The sequence below is a fragment of the Pseudobacteriovorax antillogorgiicola genome (assembly GCF_900177345.1).
Classification (GTDB): domain Bacteria; phylum Bdellovibrionota_B; class Oligoflexia; order Oligoflexales; family Oligoflexaceae; genus Pseudobacteriovorax; species Pseudobacteriovorax antillogorgiicola.
Genome location: NZ_FWZT01000004.1, coordinates 1 through 16035, shown reverse-complemented (window position 1 = coordinate 16035; position 16035 = coordinate 1). Strand labels below are relative to the sequence as shown.

The 16035-nt window shown below is 44.8% G+C and carries 17 protein-coding genes; 3 read left to right on the top strand and 14 right to left on the bottom strand.

All coding sequences use genetic code 11. From position 1 onward, the window contains the following. Positions 1-14: 14 nt before the first annotated feature. The 7 genes from B9N89_RS06260 to B9N89_RS06230 form a co-directional block, all read right to left on the bottom strand. On the bottom strand, positions 15-1019 hold the full coding sequence (locus tag B9N89_RS06260; RefSeq protein ID WP_132317029.1) for a response regulator: 1005 nt from the start codon (positions 1017-1019) through the stop codon (positions 15-17). Continuing rightward, positions 1020-1403 carry a response regulator gene (locus B9N89_RS06255; RefSeq protein WP_132317031.1) on the bottom strand — a complete coding sequence of 128 codons (384 nt, stop codon included), beginning with the start codon at positions 1401-1403 and terminating at the stop codon, positions 1020-1022. Positions 1404-1685: 282 nt separating this feature from the next. Then, a complete protein-coding gene (locus B9N89_RS06250) occupies positions 1686-4376 on the bottom strand; it encodes a TonB-dependent receptor plug domain-containing protein (protein ID WP_132317033.1) in 2691 nt (896 codons plus the stop codon). Positions 4377-4779: 403 nt separating this feature from the next. Beyond that, positions 4780-5229 (bottom strand): thermonuclease family protein, encoded by a 450-nt coding sequence (locus tag B9N89_RS06245; RefSeq protein ID WP_159455182.1) that lies wholly within the window; start codon positions 5227-5229, stop codon positions 4780-4782. 950 nt (positions 5230-6179) lie between these two features. Further along, complete coding sequence (locus B9N89_RS06240; protein WP_132317037.1) at positions 6180-6614, bottom strand: hypothetical protein; 435 nt, start codon at positions 6612-6614, stop codon at positions 6180-6182. A 45-nt stretch (positions 6615-6659) separates the two neighbouring features. Beyond that, on the bottom strand, positions 6660-6971 hold the full coding sequence (locus B9N89_RS06235) for a hypothetical protein (protein WP_132317039.1): 312 nt from the start codon (positions 6969-6971) through the stop codon (positions 6660-6662). A 186-nt stretch (positions 6972-7157) separates the two neighbouring features. Continuing rightward, positions 7158-8132 (bottom strand): DUF4423 domain-containing protein, encoded by a 975-nt coding sequence (locus B9N89_RS06230; RefSeq protein ID WP_132317041.1) that lies wholly within the window; start codon positions 8130-8132, stop codon positions 7158-7160. A gap of 195 nt (positions 8133-8327) precedes the next feature. Here B9N89_RS06230 and B9N89_RS06225 point away from each other — a divergent pair, with 195 nt between their 5' ends. Continuing rightward, the gene (locus B9N89_RS06225) at positions 8328-8732 is read left to right on the top strand and encodes a hypothetical protein (protein WP_132317043.1); all 405 of its coding nucleotides are present in this window, start codon (positions 8328-8330) and stop codon (positions 8730-8732) included. Between the two features lie 48 nt (positions 8733-8780). Here the strand turns inward: B9N89_RS06225 and B9N89_RS06220 are convergent, their stop codons facing one another. Both B9N89_RS06220 and B9N89_RS06215 read right to left on the bottom strand, forming a co-directional pair. Further along, positions 8781-9245 carry a hypothetical protein gene (locus B9N89_RS06220; protein WP_132317045.1) on the bottom strand — a complete coding sequence of 155 codons (465 nt, stop codon included), beginning with the start codon at positions 9243-9245 and terminating at the stop codon, positions 8781-8783. A 154-nt stretch (positions 9246-9399) separates the two neighbouring features. Continuing rightward, positions 9400-9966, bottom strand: coding sequence for a hypothetical protein (locus B9N89_RS06215; RefSeq protein WP_132317047.1), 567 nt, complete (start codon positions 9964-9966; stop codon positions 9400-9402). Positions 9967-10062: 96 nt separating this feature from the next. On the opposite strand from B9N89_RS06215, the gene B9N89_RS06210 reads away from it, so the two are divergent. Next, the gene (locus B9N89_RS06210) at positions 10063-10926 is read left to right on the top strand and encodes a TIGR02147 family protein (RefSeq protein WP_132317049.1); all 864 of its coding nucleotides are present in this window, start codon (positions 10063-10065) and stop codon (positions 10924-10926) included. Between the two features lie 150 nt (positions 10927-11076). On the opposite strand, the gene B9N89_RS06205 is transcribed toward B9N89_RS06210, so the two are convergent. Together B9N89_RS06205 and B9N89_RS06200 are read right to left on the bottom strand one after the other, a co-directional pair. Continuing rightward, positions 11077-11748 (bottom strand): SGNH/GDSL hydrolase family protein, encoded by a 672-nt coding sequence (locus tag B9N89_RS06205; protein WP_132317051.1) that lies wholly within the window; start codon positions 11746-11748, stop codon positions 11077-11079. A 382-nt stretch (positions 11749-12130) separates the two neighbouring features. After that, positions 12131-12703 (bottom strand): hypothetical protein, encoded by a 573-nt coding sequence (locus tag B9N89_RS06200; protein ID WP_132317053.1) that lies wholly within the window; start codon positions 12701-12703, stop codon positions 12131-12133. Between the two features lie 134 nt (positions 12704-12837). On the opposite strand from B9N89_RS06200, the gene B9N89_RS31270 reads away from it, so the two are divergent. Continuing rightward, complete coding sequence (locus B9N89_RS31270) at positions 12838-13056, top strand: hypothetical protein (protein WP_132317055.1); 219 nt, start codon at positions 12838-12840, stop codon at positions 13054-13056. A 100-nt stretch (positions 13057-13156) separates the two neighbouring features. On the opposite strand, the gene B9N89_RS06195 is transcribed toward B9N89_RS31270, so the two are convergent. The 3 genes from B9N89_RS06195 to B9N89_RS06185 all read right to left on the bottom strand — a co-directional run. After that, a complete protein-coding gene (locus B9N89_RS06195; RefSeq protein ID WP_159455181.1) occupies positions 13157-13909 on the bottom strand; it encodes an IS5 family transposase in 753 nt (250 codons plus the stop codon). 752 nt (positions 13910-14661) lie between these two features. Next, on the bottom strand, positions 14662-15336 hold the full coding sequence (locus B9N89_RS06190) for a transposase (protein WP_132317059.1): 675 nt from the start codon (positions 15334-15336) through the stop codon (positions 14662-14664). Positions 15337-15387: 51 nt separating this feature from the next. Next, the coding region (locus tag B9N89_RS06185) for an Rpn family recombination-promoting nuclease/putative transposase (RefSeq protein ID WP_200820677.1) at positions 15388-16035 on the bottom strand (648 nt) is incomplete at its 5' end.

Here is a 16035-nt window from a genome sequence, read left to right as displayed (position 1 = left end):
CGAACTCCTTTTATCTAAGCTATCCTTTTTAAATCCATTCCCAATACTAGTTCTGGATCAGAAATAATTGATGTTAACTTAGCGACTTTCTCAAGTTTACTCTGGATTCTATCTTCTACTGGCTTGCCATTACGAAGCAGATTGAAATCGAGGTAGATTTCAAAATTAAGTTTCGTCAAACAAGCTAAGGCATCGGCCACCCGCTTAGTTTTGACAGCATTTGCCACTGTATTGAGGATTTCGATACGACTTTCACTCTTATCGATAAAGGCAAAAGTTCGAAGCTTGATAAATTGCTCTAAGCTTTGTCGATTTGCATGAGCCGAGAAAAAAACGACCTCGACCTTCTGATCCCTTTTACGAACTTCAGTGATAAAATCCACACCGTTCATATCGGGCATTCGCAGGTCAGAGACTATGACATCAACTTCGTTCTTGTTGAATTGTTCAAGCCCCTCTTGCGCTGAGTTAGCCTTTACGAAGTTTACAGGCAGATCGCTCAAGTAGGTTTCTAAAATCTGTAACATGGTAGGCTCGTCATCCACGAGCATCACTGTCGGTTGATTGTCCTCTGAAGGCTCATCTTCGAAAGTTCCAAAACTAGGAGCGTTATCCTTCAGCTCAACACGAAGATCAATATTTTCCTTAACTTTCAGCATGTTCAGATGGTCGAGAAGCTCAACGTCTCCCGGACAGTAGTCCATATCATCGGCCAGCTTCTCCAGCCAGAAAGCGATCCAGTCATTGGCTTCCACTAAGATGGTGAGCGACTGGTCGGGAATCTTACCCTGCTCGCGATACAGGTTCACGGCGTCTTCGACGGCATGAACAAATTCAGAAAGCTTGCTGAAGCCCACAACCCCTGCAGACCCTTTCACCGTATGAAGGTCGCGAAATAATCGATCCACAGCTTCTGGATTATACGATTGCTTACTCAAATTAGTGAGAGCGACTTCGCAATCCTCAATGAGTTCTGTGGCTTCCTCGATAAACTCCCTGCGGATATCAACTTGGCTCATCTAAGCCCCTTTCCGCATAGGATTTATGGCCCCACCAGTAACGATACGGATCATACGATGTAGCTGCCCCTCGCTCACTGGCTTGCTAATAAAGTAAATATTCTCTAGCGACTCCTCTTCAGGTAGAGAACCGATGTAGCCCGAAATCAGAATGATGGGTGTGTCTCGATTTGGGTTCTCTTTTTGCCTGACAGTACTCGCAAACTTTAGGCCATCGCAATGAGGCATATGATAATCACAGATAATCAAATCAAATTTTTGAGACGCAGCTTTTTCCCAAGCCTCAAACCCATCTGCCGCCTCAGCAACAGCTGGCTCATCGACTCCAAGTAAGGCTATGGTAACCTGACGAACATCTTCTTCATCGTCGACAATCAATATCATTTTGACCCTCCTATGTAGGAGACTCGGACTCTGGAGACCCTGATTTAATACTTTTTTTGTACCATTCGCACAGATTACTATAAATAGTTAGATTGACGTGTAGTTTACTCGAATTTGATCACTTAATTTAGGCCGTTTGCACCATTCAGCGGTGGTTCAGCATGGTGTTGAGAGCGAAAAGGTTGTATTTGGAAATATTAAGTGCGGGCACCCGGGAGGAATCTTTACGTTCAGTAAGAAAGAAACAGGGAGTGGTTTGAGCACCACTCCCTCATGAGTAACTTAGAAGGTTTGCGTATACTTCACAAAATAGCTACGACCTGTGTAGCTATAAAGGCTTGTTGTTTCGACACTCTCTGATCTCAGAAAGTTGCCATCCTCAATGCCACCAATGGTATCGAAGACATTGTTAACACCGATCTGAAGGCTCCCAAACCCAGCAGAGTTCATGGAGTAAGCTAGATCGTATTCGGTGTACTCACCTACTTTAGAACCGATGCTATCGTCATCTGCATCCTCAGGATCGATCTCAGTTCCAGCGATGGTCTGAGCACGAACAGTCATGCTGTGAATGTCATAACCTAGTGACACGGAATTGTTGTACCGGTAGTCAGGAGTGCCAAAGTATCCAACTTGCTCTTTCAGTTCCTTGCCCTCGGCTTCTTGTAGCTTATAGGACAACATGCGGAAGTACTCATTCGAATAGACGAAGCGAATGGAACCAAACTTTTCGCGGTAAGAGGTGCTTAGGTTAACCGCACGAACTTGGAGTTTACCTAAATTACGATAGGGGCGGCTGATTCGGCTAATGATACCGTTAGAATCGACTCCAACAACGTTGCCGTTAATGTTATCACCACTGCTACCTTCTAGACCGTTATCTTTGTACCACTCGTCTACAACTTCCTGGACCTCGTCTTGCTTGAACGTACTTTCAAGATCAACATGGTAGTAATCAGCAAGAAGCGCTAAACCTTGGATAGGCTCAAAAATGAAACCACCGGTGTAACTCACGCCAGTCTCGGGCTGAAGTTCATCGCTACCTTTGCTATCTACATAGACCTGACGAGTTGGGTTCGCTGGGTCACAAACTTGGTTATCCTTGATCTCTTGCTCACAGTTAAGTGCATCGAGCACGGTGTAGTAGCCACCGCCACCCTCTTGACTGATATAGGAAAGCAATGGAGCCTTGTAGCTCGTTGAGCCTTTCGCACGGAAGGTAAGAGAATCTAGTGCCTTAACTTTCGCTCCGAGGCCAAAGTTCGTCGTATCCCCAAAGTCAGAGTAGTTGTCGTAACGAATCGCACCATCAAGCTCTACCGCAGCCGTCAGAGGGGCGTTAAATTCGGCGTATACCGATCCGACGTTACGATCGCCCTCACCACTATTAGCAAAGGTTCCCGTAAATACCGGTGATTCGCTTATTTCATTGAATTGCGTATCTTTCTCGTCTGGATTCTGCTCAAAGGTTTCCTGCACCAATGAGGCACCCACACCAAGGCTGAATGCTCCGCCACCGAGCTGACCGATTTCACCAGAGAAGAAGACATCTGCCGATGCCTGGGTACTCGTCTCACTAGACTGTAAATCTTCAAAAGCTGTTGAAATGACTGACAGGTCGCGATCAGCATCAATAAGGCTATATTCCGGCGTTGATCCAGCGGGAGCTATCAGCAAACTTTGTAGCGTATCCTTGTTGGTAATGTTCTTACCTTCGCGATCAGCATTTGATATGAAGTAGGAGAAAGCCGAACTCATGGTCCAGTTGTTATTCAGATCACCTTCTAACTTTAGGTTGCTACCATAGGTTTCGTTGGTATTGATATAGGTTCGGCTCGGTTGGCCCGGCATAGGTGCGAGAATCTGGACGAACTGAACGTCACCAGCCCCTGTCAGGTTCAAGCCAGCTTTTTCGGCATCAGTTAGCGTGATCGTTGGCTGAGCACCCGAGTAGGGATCGTATCCATATGAATAGAACACACCATTGTCGGTTGTGTTCACACTATTGCTGTAGGTTAGAACACCCGAGAGATTCCAATCGCTGATTGATGAGTTGAAGAATGCAGATGCATAAGCCTCTTCTTTCTTAGGAATCAGTTCCACAGGGCGGCCAGCGCGGGGTCCAGCACAGTAAACATTAAGGGGATTAGCTGGCACCGTAGCCACCTGATTTTCAGCGGGACAAGACTCACTTGGTGTCCAGTTACCAACAACATAGTTTCCTTCACCATCCAAAGAGATCGGACGGTACGAATATCCGCCTGCAGGAGGATTGCCAGCTGTGAAAGCTCGTTCTGGCCGTTTCACGTAGGCTAGGTCTCGATTTTGCTTATAGATCGGCTGCCGACCCTTGTAACCTGCGGTGACTACGTAGTTGAAGTTAGGGCCTACCTTGCCTCCGAAGGCAGCCTGAATATCAGTTTCTTCACCGCCGCCACCTTGTGTGCCAGTAGCCGTGACTGAAACTAAAGCTCCATCAACTTCTTTTTTGGTGATGATGTTGACTACACCACCAACAGCATCTGAACCGTAAACGGAGGATGCACCACCCGATAAGATCTCGATTCTTTCGATGAGAGAGATAGGAATGTTATCGATATTAACGGCACCTAGGCCTTGGTCGATTGGCATTCGCTTGCCATCGAGAAGGACAAGGGTTCGATCGGAACCGAGACCAAGAAGGTCGATCGTTGCGGCACCGGATGCCACGAAGCCGCTTGAGCCCGAGAAGTTACCAGTCGGAGAACTCGATGCAGATTTTCGGATCAAGTCGCCAACGCTGGTGACCCCGCTGATTTCGATCTGCTCGCGATCGATAACCTTGATGGGACTCGATGTTTCGAGGGTCGCTCGCTTCAGACGTGAGCCGGTAACCTCTAGTTTCTCGATGCTTTCCTCTTGTCCATGGAGGGTTGCCGGTAGAGTCAGGGCTCCCAGCAAGCCTGGGACGTAGATTAAGGATGTTAAACGCATGTACCTTCTCCTTACCACTTTATCAAAGGCTGTTTAAATTTAGACCCGTATAACCTTGTCTGTTCGAACATATGACTGGCCAGACAACCAAACCCACAGTCAAAAAAAGGTCCCTCATGCCAATTTGGGACTTGATACTGCTGTTTGGGATTCGCTCTCATATTTAGCGATAGTTTACGAAAACCACAAGCAATAATCTTATTTTCACTAATTTTATTTTATAATTTTTAATGATTATTAAGATTTTTCTTGTAGAAACCTGTGAAAGGCCTTCCTCTACGTAATTTAAACAGAACTCGCAGAATAGCGAAAAGGGCCATGATAGAGTCATGACCCTTGAATAGGTGTTTAATTGACTATGAGTATTTATTCTAGCAGGTTAAGAAAGGACACATAAAATGCACTAGTTATTCCGGCGCCATATCCAAGGAGCTTCTGGATCCTCACCATCCCACAGGCCGCGACCAGCATCCCGCGCCGCCTCTTCTTCAGCTGCATATTCATCGCCGCAGTATTGGGTATAGTTCCAGGCTAGGCCTTGCTGCACCTGATAGCGGTTAATGTCGCGGCCATTCGAAAAGATGAAGCCCAGGAGCCGACCATAACGATCTTCACCGGTGATTTCTAAGTCCACCGTACGGCCCTCCACAAGACGAGTCAAAGCACGTGTCGACTCGTATCCAAATTCCTGGCGCGATTCTGGAGCATCGATACACTCTAAGCGCATAGTCTCGGTGTCACCATCAATGCTAACTTTCACGGTATCACCATCAACAACTCGTTCCACATAAGCTGTTACGCCAAAGGCAGAGCTTGCTACGACAATAGACGCAGCCAGGGCCAAGAATTTCATATGCACTCCTAAGTTACGATTGTTTTGATCTCTATTCTCTTTAGGAACGTTAAGATTCAAACAAAGAAATGGTGATGGTTTTTGGAAAATTTCATAAAGAAGACCGCTTATGGAGACTAAGCTGCAAGTTAAAGAGACTGAAACATTTTTTAAGATCCAAACATCAACTGGAAACCACATCAAATCTAAGTCACCAAAGAATGATTTAGCGAATCAGCAACTTGGATGGCGGTAGCTCAGAAAAACTAATACTTTTGCAGTGCTATGACTACAACTTAAGAATTTACAAAGATGAACCGATAGGGGTGTTAGAGGAGTGGATTGAAAACATGTCTGCTCCCAGGAATCAATGCAGTACCTTCGCCGAGACTTGTCCCCGGCGTGGTAAACCCCTAAGAGGACATCGCTGGCTCCCCGGCCAGCGGTGGCCCGCCCTGACTCCCAGCAATATACAACATTGAATATCGAGAATACCTTTTGAGTTTAGTCAAACTTAAGACTGAATACACTGGAACGCCCATCCCTTCGTCCACTGACCCAATTGGCAAGAGCCATCAGAAAGGGTGGGCGTTCCTGAACCATGAAAGTCACTTAAACTCTATGGCGTGAAATCAAGAAGTGCTCTTCTCATCTTGAAGTTTAGCGCATGTTCGATAGCCGCTAAAATCAAGTAGACAACATTCACCGATGATCAAAACACTCCAAAACAAGATAATAAGATTCCCTTAAGTCTCTAACAGGGAGATTGATGGTAGGTAGCAGATTATTACTTCGTTGATGATTTGGTATTCGCTGCGTGGTTATACTAAGCGTTTCGGAGAGCATCTTCGAAAACTTATCAAAATTTTTACTTACTCGTTAAGATGCTGTTTTCTTGAAAGGATTCGAGGCTTGGATAGAAACCTTTATACTCTGAAATGAGGAGAGCAATCTCTCCTCAAAGAACATGGCTATTCGCTACAGGTGAGGCTATGGAATACAACCACATCGAGATAGCGGGTGTAGTCCCGATCGACGCCTGTTTGATAGCCTTTACTTTGGCAAAAGCGATCTTCAAAGCGCGAAAGCCCTAAACCATCGCTGGGACCAAAGTAAAGAATTGCGCGCCCGTCATCCGAAGTGAACGTCTCTGTAAGAGCTGATCGTGAGCAAGTAATGTATTCGAACACTAGCTCAAAGTCCTGAAATTCGGACTTGCTATCTACAGCTTTTTCAAAGCCTTGGTCACGACAGAAGTCTCTTTGAAACCATGCGATTCCTTTCCCATCAAAGGGTCCACTGTATGCTATAGTTTGCTCGTCGCTGCTATAGAATGTTTTCTCAACATCTGCCATAGCTGCAGAACTAAGCATACCCATTGCTAAGATCGTCGCTAAGTATCTCATGTTCATTCTCCTTTAGTTCGATAATCTAAGAAATCAAGAAAGACCTTAGTCTTCCCAGTAGAGTTCGCATACATTCATAGGTGTCTTACCACCTTCACTGGGGAAAAAACCTGCGATTCCTGCAGGAATCTTGCGGTCAGCAAAGCGTTTCGCGGCATCTAGAAGCGAGTCTGGAAAGCAAAGCCCAGTAACTGTTGTAGCTTCATAGCCAGTGATCACAAAATCGCAGTTTGAAGGGTTTTCATAAGGCGTTGCAATAATACCCGAGACGTACTCCTCTGGTGTACACTCTTTCCCATGGGCTGTTCCTACCGACATAATCGCAAGTGACGCCATGCAAAGTATCTTTTTAATCATCTCAATCTCCTTGGTGGTGTTTGAATCTCTGCACTAGACTTACGAGATCTCAAATTTGATTGCAATGGCTTCTAGGCAAAAGCACGGATGTTCTATGAACATATTTGCAGAGGGGATCGCAAATCTAGTACTTTCTCAAAAACCACAAGTTTATAAGATAGCAATAGACTAATCGGGGGCCAGAGTTCAATCTGAAGGTGGAATAAAAGGTTCGGTGACTTGCATATTGACCACAAGGATGTGCTCAGGATTGGCATTGTCCTCTTCCTTTAAGATCTGGCTGACCTCGTAAAAACACTCGTAGATCTTCTTAGAAATCTTTTCTTTCACAGCGCCATTGGCAGTAAGAATATTGACCCCGAAAAAACCAGATTCATCACCATCCTTCATGCTAGCGATGGATTCATCTGTTTTTTTCAACCAGAATCGCTTCATATCTTGTCGCTGCGCAAAGGAACCGTTGAAATGAATTGTCGTATCATTGACAATATACTTAGCTCCCGAGAGGGATAAGTTTCCGGCCTCTAGCAGCAAGCGCAGATAGTTTCGCTCATCCTCCAAAGGAATCCCAAGGCGAGCCGCTATATGGCCATCCACATGACGGTCAAGGCTCACATAGTCATCCAATTCCAAACAGCGGATCACAGCGGGCAAAATTGGCTCTCTGGCAAAGATTTCACTGAGGCGATAACGACTTTTTTCTTGCAGAGGGAATTCATCGATCTTATCGAGACCCACAAGATCTTCCAAGACTCCAGCTAGAAAGCCGATTTTCACCTTAAAGATAGCCATTAGTAATAGCCTAATTGGCGGCTCTTGATCCTCCGCCAAACACCGATAGAGCTTGTGCCGCGAAACACCTAGCCTTTCGGCAAACTCTTTGGTTGAATCAGCCCCCTTAAGCCTCTCCAAAATCTCGGCAGGTTTTGATAGATTACAGTTGTAAGATAGTATTCGTGATAACCAATTTTTAAAAACGGTCTTCCTGCCAGCAACTTTCAAAATAGCTAGGAAATCAGTCCACATTACGCGTTTTTTGCCGCTTTCCCACCGGTAATACTGATTAAAGTGATAGCCGAGCTTCTTATTCATCATCCCTTGGGTCCGAGAACCCCGAAGTGCGATGATCAGTTGGCGTTCCAGTGTGGCAAAGTCGATCAATGATGCACCTATCTAATCGAAAAATTCTTGGTAAACACCTCGGATAAATTTGCAAACAGATTCGCAAATCTATCTATAGTCTTTCGTTCACAATCCCCGATTGAACTTGCCATTGTTCCTTCGATTCGATTAGATGACCGTAGACGACCATGAGGTGTTACACCTATAGCAAATATACAAGGGGAAGGGGAGACTATGATCGCATCTAAACTCAAACTTTTAGGCGCTATTTTCTGCTGGCTGCTCATCACAGGGCAAGCTTTGTCAGTGCCTGTGAACATTCCCACCTGGCTTTCGACACCAGTCATAGAGGTCCCAGGTGTGCAACAGCTTATGATTGTTGACCAAGGTCGGTCTCTAGCCATTAGATTAGGTGATGAAGTCAAGGTGCTAAACCTGAACGAAGAGTTTCACATCGAAGAAGGCCAGCTATATGAAATCAACGCAGTGGTTGGTTGGCGCGGCCGTTTACACGTCTTATCAATTGAACCCGCGACAAAGTTCATTGAACCAGCGCTTGAAAAATCTTTGTTCAATCGTAAATTCCTGAGACCTGGCCAGCAGGTATCTGTCATGGGTGAGTTCATCATAACCATATAAACTGGCTTTAACTGCAAGGAGGCCCTTTGACCTCCTTGCTAAGCTCTGTTACTTGCGAATTGGCGAGTAGCTGAACCACTTATAACCTTGTCCCGCTAGACTTTCCTTGACAATAATTTTCGCTGGAACGAGATCCTTGCAAAGACGGCCACGATGATCGATGATATCTACCGTATCAAGTTCGCCAGTTTCAGAATTCTTGCGAATACCTTCGTATTTTACCGACCCACAACCAGCTGGCTTTGCAGTTAGGAAGTAAGATCTTGGATTGGGGTTGTAACCAATCTTGCAGTAGCCATCGAGCGTTCGCTCTAATTTTGCCAATCCAAAAGTATTCTTATCAAATGCCTTGATAGAGAGTGCCTCAAAAAGATCACAGCCTACATTTGGCTGCTGAAAAGGTTCTTCGTACATCTTAAAGTCACCGCTTGTAACAACAATAGGACGAAGACTTGCTGCATTTGCCGAAAGAGCAGTTAAGCCAAAAAGAATACCAATAGCCAATGAACGCATGTTTAAACTCCTTCTATTTTGATCTGATTCTCACCCTAAGGTGTTGCGCTCAAACTAGGGAGTCTTGCCCTTGAATACAAGGGCCGAGAAGGCTTCAGGAGCAGTTCCCGTTCTCAAATTGAGACCACCCCTGAAAACCAGCGTAGAAAAGTGATTAGGGATTGCTAATATGCACTTCCGGTGGATATGCAGGATCTATTGGCAGCACGCGGCTCCAATCAAAGCTTTCTAGTTGCTGACGACTAAGAAAGCGACTGTCTTGGCTAACATAGATCGCATCAGTTCTCTGCCAATTGCCGACAGTCACACCACCTTTATCGAAGCTAGGATTGCGGATATCAGATTCATTGGGAAATAGATAAAGCGTACAAGCGTAGGACACAGCTTTAATCCCAATCAACTGCCTTGAAGGGGGAATTCTGACCAATCGATTCTCTGTTTTCTTGTAGCAGCGCATCCCAGAAGAATCGACTGTTTCAATCTTACCCTTTGGATAAAAACTTTGATGGAGACTGATCGGATCGATTCGCTCATAGAGTAACTGAGCAGGCTTGCCGTAGATAACTGTATAGAGACGTTCTGAGTCAGATGGATCGATGATGCTAATGGTGCCAGAAACCTTTGGCTTTTCTGGCGCTACTTCGGCAACCGCTCGCCAATTTCCAAGGCCAAAAAAAGTACTGGCTAACAAAGTTCCGTGAAGCAGATGTTTCCTAAGCATGGTTTTTCTCGCTATGTATGTTAGATTTCATAAGTCCCAACCAATGGTGCTGGGAAGCCGTTGTCACCCTTGGTCTTAACAGTTACGGATAGAAAATTGAAGCCCTTGGATACCTATTCTCAGATCATCCTGAATCATGAACGAAGCATCACAATTCTTGATCAGATGATCAAAGCCTATCAAAAGCAACATGTGCATCAAACCCTGGCGGCTCTCTCAAAGAAAATCGGTCTCAAGTCTCGCTCCAATCTTTCTGAAGCACTCCGCGGCCGGAGGAAGCTTTCAAGGCCACACTGGCAATCACTGCTGACCATTCTGGGAGCCGAAAAAAAGCACATTGATTACGTTTTAGCTCTCTTCGATTGGGAGCATGAAAAATCGGCCACCAAAAAAGACTCTCATCAAGCTCATTGTCAAGTGCTTCGTAGGCAAATTGAAGGGCCTCTCGATGTGTTTAAGGCTAGGATAAGAGGAATGAACTTTGCGGTGGAAGTTTATTGCGCCTTTGCGCTGTTCTCTAACGAACCGGAGAGAAAGGATCTTGTTAGATACTTCGGCAAAGACCGGGGTATTGAAGTGGATCGAGCCCTGGCACTCCTCTTAAAAGAAGGACTTATCGAAAAAAAGCATACCGGGAACTATACTTACCGCCAAGAGAGCCAATCGATACTTTATCTCTATGATGACGGCGATACTGAAGCTTCCATCAACTTTCTCCAGGCTTCTTTACAGTCATCTTCGGACAATTTACCTCGATATTTTTCCAAGAAAGATGAATCTCTATTTGCATCAACGATTCTCACCATCAAAAAAGATGAGTACAAGAGCAAGCTTAAAGAGTTTAAAGAATCCCTATTAGCCATGCACAGCAGCTTGCAAAGTGATGATCCCGATAGCCTACTGCACATTAACATCCAGGTTTTTCCATCTCACCACGGCTCACAGGAAACTCATTATTAATGGAAGAAAAATCTATGAGACAAGGCTTAAAAAAATGCGAGGAGATAGTACAAATCGTAGATTGACGGGTATTTTTACAGGCGTAACGAAGTGTCATAGGTTTTGCTTCTCTTAATAAGCCGTGAGCCCAAGGGGCTCACGAAATGATGATTAGCGTAACACCTCCCAGATGGCATCTGCCATTTTTCGCGATCCACGGAAGGTAGGATGAATGCCATCGATGATCCGATTGCCGAAACCATTCATCAGACGTCGGGTTTCAACAACATCACATGGCAGGTTAGTAGCTCCGCAGATCTGCGGAATCCGTGCCATAGCATAATCGATAGCATTATCCAGGCCACCACCAATGAATTTGGTGTAGTAATAGCCAAGATAAACGATTCGTTCAACGCCATCATCTTCCATGAGTTGAATCAGATCGACACCTTGATCAATCGCTCCTTCAATAGCATTGACACAGCGAGAATTAAGAAACCGGCAGGATGTGATGTTACCCAGCACATCATTACCACCACCATTCATAATCACCGTCTGTGGAATGCCACGAGCACGGGCACGATAGTACTGCTGCACCACATCATCCATCTCTGCCCCATTGCGAGCATAGGATGTGATGCGTTGCCCTGAATTGCGTTCGAGTCGTCGTTCGATTTCACCATTCAAGGCGAAGATACTGTCTCCTAAGATAATCGTATCACCTAGATCTTGCTGAGATACCTCTTCAACATAGATTTCATGAGAACTAGCCTGCTCAGCAAAGGCAGCACTAGTTAGCAGGAGTCCATGGGCGAATAGACTCACGATAACTGTCTTCAACATTATTCGATCTCCCCAATTTAACAAGCTATCACGACGAATCGTAATAGTGTGACAAAGAAGAGACAGCTGCCTTTAGAACCAGTTTGAGGGGACATACTTAAGATTCACAATTCAGTTTTCCTCATGACTGAACTGCCAGAAGTATTTTTAGAAGGCTCACAGAATGCTCAAAAGAATAGGATATTTCTGAGGTTTCAAGATATCTTCATATGAAGTTGGGAGAGATTTTGTGGGGCTCACAAAACAAAACGAATTGAGTACAAAAACGCCAAGATAAGCACTGCGTAAAGATGTTGAGAGAATTAAAAAATTTGAATCAATTGATCTAGCGTCAAAATTTTTGAATTGTAAATCCTTGCCACTTGGCTTTATTCAGCTACCATTAAAACTTGAACCACAGAGCAATCATCGGCATCAAATGGGTATGTGTTATGTCTATTTCAGTCACCACTCCCGCATCTTCCTGCTCTTCGTAGGTAAATGTGGTTTGCGTTAGCTGAGGGCCAAATGCAAAGTTTCCGATCCAGTAGACATAGGCTAGGTCGATCACTGATGCTGTACCTCCCGAATATGTGACATCAGCCGATTCTCGCTTTGGGTCTTGAAACAGGTAACTATATTGCAGAACCAAGCCGAAGTCTACATAGTAGCCGAGAGTCATCCCCGAACCGCTGGTCAGATCTTTGGTAGATGTGGTAACTGTTGTCGAAGCTACCGTAACTGTTAGATCATTTATGACATTTTTCTGATAGTACTTAAGCCCTAGAAAGAGACCAAAATCGAATAGATAGCCGATGCCTAGATTCAAGGTTTGTCTGGTTTGCTGAACTTCACCAACACTGCCCTGATCGACCTTCTCTTCTTCGTAGTTAAATCCCAAATGGGTTAGGATCTCTGCTTTGGCTGATAGGGGGTGAAGCATCGCAAGAACTAGTAATAGCTTAATGAAAGACATGATCGACCTCCTGTGACTGTCTTTTCGTATTTTAGTTTCGGTTGTCTGCGATGGATGTTTAGGCTTGATGGAGCGGTTTGGTAGGTAGATCCTACCGGTTTCATTATTCTAAAACTGTTCTATGATAAACATTGATGACTAAACCAGATTTCTGGGAGCTTATAATGGTGCGCGGCCCTTGGTTTCTATTATTTTTGAGTGTCATTTGTATCTCTCAACCTGTTTTGGCTCAGGATTTGACAAAGCGAGTTGAGGACCTTGAGAAGTTGGTTAGGTTGCAGCATGAGGAAATTGTAGGCGCTAGAGATAAATATCAAACCATCGGAGAGAAGCGTCTAGTAGAAGATTGCTAGCTCTGGAGATTTCTCCAATACCGCCTTTAATTTAAGAAAGGTGGTAAATAAGCCTTTTTGATCGGCCCACTCTAACGCAAAGACAGACGCTACTAAGAGCCTATCCGAAAACTCCTGACTTCGCGAAAGCTATGTGAGCAAAGGCGATATGTAGCTGTGCTTGATAATGGCTGGCTTTCTTGTCCCACCGGGTTTTGATATTGCGACACTGGTTTTGCCAACCAAATGAAGCCTCTGCTACCCATCGTTTCTTGTCTTTCTTAATAAGAGGTCTTCCCCTTCGATCTCGCCTTTTCTTATTTGGAATGACCGGAATGTAGCCATGCCTTCTACAAGTTTCTCTACACTTTTTTGACGAGTAACCTTTGTCCGCATGCAGATGCATAGTCTTTCGACACCTATTGCGTCGTCTGCGAAATTTTCGGCTCTTAAGGGTTTCCTGGAATGACTTAGAATCATGCACATTTGCAGGAGCTATCACGCAACTGAGTGGCACTCCAAGCTCGTCTACCAGGACGGAGCGTTTGCTGCCAAGCTTTCTTCTGTCGGTCGGATTTGGTCCTGTTTTTTTCCCCGCTAGCGGTGACTTGACAATTGCTACGTCAACTGATTGATGCTTCCAAGAGATGCCTTGTAGCTCGTCATATTCTTTCAAAGCCAACTCCCAGAGCTTCTCGAAAACACCCTGTTCTACCCACCGAGTAAAATAGTCGTGAATTGTACTTGGCGGACCAAAACATCTAGGAACAGCTTTCCATTGGCAGCCCGTGCGAAGCTTATAGAAAATGCCATCAGCGATATCACGTAAGTTCTTCCGACGAGGACGTCCTCCCTTCGGAGAGGGGTCAGACACTGCATGCGGTATTTTGAAAAACTGGTCATAGCTCGCCTCCTAACCAGTTCTCTTTATCATATTCGTAGGTTTTCGGATAGGCTCTAAGTTATCGGCAGAAATATCCTCTGCGTTTACCGGAACCCTCTTCTCATCAAAATAGCAAATTAGATACAAAGGAACAGTGACATCGTAGCTCTTCTAATATTTCGTTATTTGATTGTATCTTTCTTAGCCTTCTCGGCAAAAGCGACCGTAACGGATACCTTTGAGAGCAAAACCAGCACTTTATCGAAAAAAATACCCTAAAAATCCCAACCCAAACGAAGTCAGAGCATCGAAATCAATAACCGTAACGGATACCTTTGTAATAACCGTAACGGATACCTTTGAGAGCAAAACCAGCATGTTATCATGATAAATAACCGAATAACCGTAACGGACACCTTTGAGAGCAAAACCAGCACTTTATCAAAAAACCCCCTAAAAACCCTAAGCAAACGAAATAACCGTAACGGATACCTTTGTAATAACCGTAACGGATACCTTTGAGAGCAAAACCAGCACTTTATCAAAAAACACCCTAAAAACCCTAAGCAAACGAAGTCAAAGCAAAGAAATCAAGGCCTATGAAAAGACGAAGCAAAGAAATTCAATCCAACGCGGGAAAATTTCACATCGAAGATTATAAAATGACGAGTTATAAGCTAAGAAGACAATAGAGGGAATTGCAGATACAATATCTGCTGAATTTATCCTACTTGTAGCCAAGTTCAAGCAGACGAAAGCCGAGGTATCAAGCGCCTTATCTTCCAAAAGTCATAACTACCAACTGAGTGAAGGTTTTCAAATACCTCACTTATATAGCCAGAAATCCGATTAAGAACGATCTCCAACCAATAGCGAGCAAACTCCTGAACGGACCTACCATGCAAAAGGCTAATCCCAAGAAGTTCAGACAACACAGAGTCATCTGACACCAAGGGATCGTCAAGTCCTCGCCATTTAAAAAATAGAGAGCTATAGCGATAGTTTTGAGCATTCTGGGGATCAACTAGCTTTGCTCGTACTGGATTGAGCCAGATATAGCCCACCGTGTTCAGAGCATAGCTCTCATTTTCGATCACCGGAGACTTGAAGCGATCCTCGATGGCTTGCCCTCGTCTTTTGAATGCTTGATTGATCACCTTAGCAATCGCTAGGTTGGTACTGTGCAGATATCGAGACAGGGTTTCTCGATCTGGGCTATACACAAGCAGATGCACATGATTACTCATGATCACCCGGTCAAATCTATGAACATTAAAGGTCTCACGGTACTTTAAAAGAATCTGATAGACGCGCTTTTTCATTTCTGGCGAATGAAAGTAGAATTCCCGATTGTGACACCTGAAAGTCACGTGGAGTAATGAAGAAGGTTTCACGATGTCTTGCCTAGCTCGACCCATGGGACGAGATTAGCAAAAAGCTCCCATAGGGGCCAAAGACATCGACTCGATTCAGACATTTTTGGCTAGGTCTTCAATTTCCTCCAGCGATAGTTCGGTTGCCTCAGCAATCATGGCCTTATCGAGACCTTTCTGAAGAAGTGCCAGTGCTATCGCTAGTTGGGCCTCTTTTCTGCCCTCTATCTTACCCTCTATCTTGCCCTCTATCTTGCCCTCTTTCTTGCCCTCTTTCTTGCCCTTAGCTTCACCCTCTGCAATCCAATTATCAATTTTTTTAGAAAGCATGATTTCAACCTCATCCAAACTTTTCACTTTAATCGAAGGATCTCTTTCCTCCGCCCGAGTCACGGCTGTTACATACGCGATAAATGCTTGAGCTATATCTGCGAATTCTGGAGAACTTTCCAAAACACGTTTCAACAGCAAAAACGTCGTGTACAGATTCTTATGGTCCGCCTGCTCCAAGGCAAATATCGGGGCCACAAGATTATCCGAGCTGATGTCGTCATCGCTCACGGGTACACGTTTTTCATCAAGAAGGAAAAACTGGATCTCAGGCTGGTACGGCTTCAAGGTATCGGGACAGTCTGGGTGTAGCAAATCTGCCATTGAGACGCCTGCCTTCCACTCTTTCTCTCCATTATATAGCACTAAAGGCAGAACTGGTGGTAGCTTATCCGTGATTTTTCCTTCTTTCAC

Excerpts from the sequence above, each read along its gene's own strand:
- B9N89_RS06260 (WP_132317029.1), bottom strand. The coding sequence starts at position 1,019 with ATGAGCCAAGTTGATATCCGCAGGGAGTTTATCGAGGAAGCCACAGAA.
- B9N89_RS06255 (WP_132317031.1), bottom strand. The coding sequence starts at position 1,403 with ATGATATTGATTGTCGACGATGAAGAAGATGTTCGTCAGGTTACCATA.
- B9N89_RS06250 (WP_132317033.1), bottom strand. The coding sequence starts at position 4,376 with ATGCGTTTAACATCCTTAATCTACGTCCCAGGCTTGCTGGGAGCCCTG.
- B9N89_RS06245 (WP_159455182.1), bottom strand. The coding sequence starts at position 5,229 with ATGAAATTCTTGGCCCTGGCTGCGTCTATTGTCGTAGCAAGCTCTGCC.
- B9N89_RS06240 (WP_132317037.1), bottom strand. The coding sequence starts at position 6,614 with ATGAGATACTTAGCGACGATCTTAGCAATGGGTATGCTTAGTTCTGCA.
- B9N89_RS06235 (WP_132317039.1), bottom strand. The coding sequence starts at position 6,971 with ATGATTAAAAAGATACTTTGCATGGCGTCACTTGCGATTATGTCGGTA.
- B9N89_RS06225 (WP_132317043.1), top strand. The coding sequence starts at position 8,328 with ATGATCGCATCTAAACTCAAACTTTTAGGCGCTATTTTCTGCTGGCTG.
- B9N89_RS06220 (WP_132317045.1), bottom strand. The coding sequence starts at position 9,245 with ATGCGTTCATTGGCTATTGGTATTCTTTTTGGCTTAACTGCTCTTTCG.
- B9N89_RS06215 (WP_132317047.1), bottom strand. The coding sequence starts at position 9,966 with ATGCTTAGGAAACATCTGCTTCACGGAACTTTGTTAGCCAGTACTTTT.
- B9N89_RS06205 (WP_132317051.1), bottom strand. The coding sequence starts at position 11,748 with ATGTTGAAGACAGTTATCGTGAGTCTATTCGCCCATGGACTCCTGCTA.
- B9N89_RS06200 (WP_132317053.1), bottom strand. The coding sequence starts at position 12,703 with ATGTCTTTCATTAAGCTATTACTAGTTCTTGCGATGCTTCACCCCCTA.
- B9N89_RS31270 (WP_132317055.1), top strand. The coding sequence starts at position 12,838 with ATGACTAAACCAGATTTCTGGGAGCTTATAATGGTGCGCGGCCCTTGG.
- B9N89_RS06190 (WP_132317059.1), bottom strand. The coding sequence starts at position 15,336 with ATGGGTCGAGCTAGGCAAGACATCGTGAAACCTTCTTCATTACTCCAC.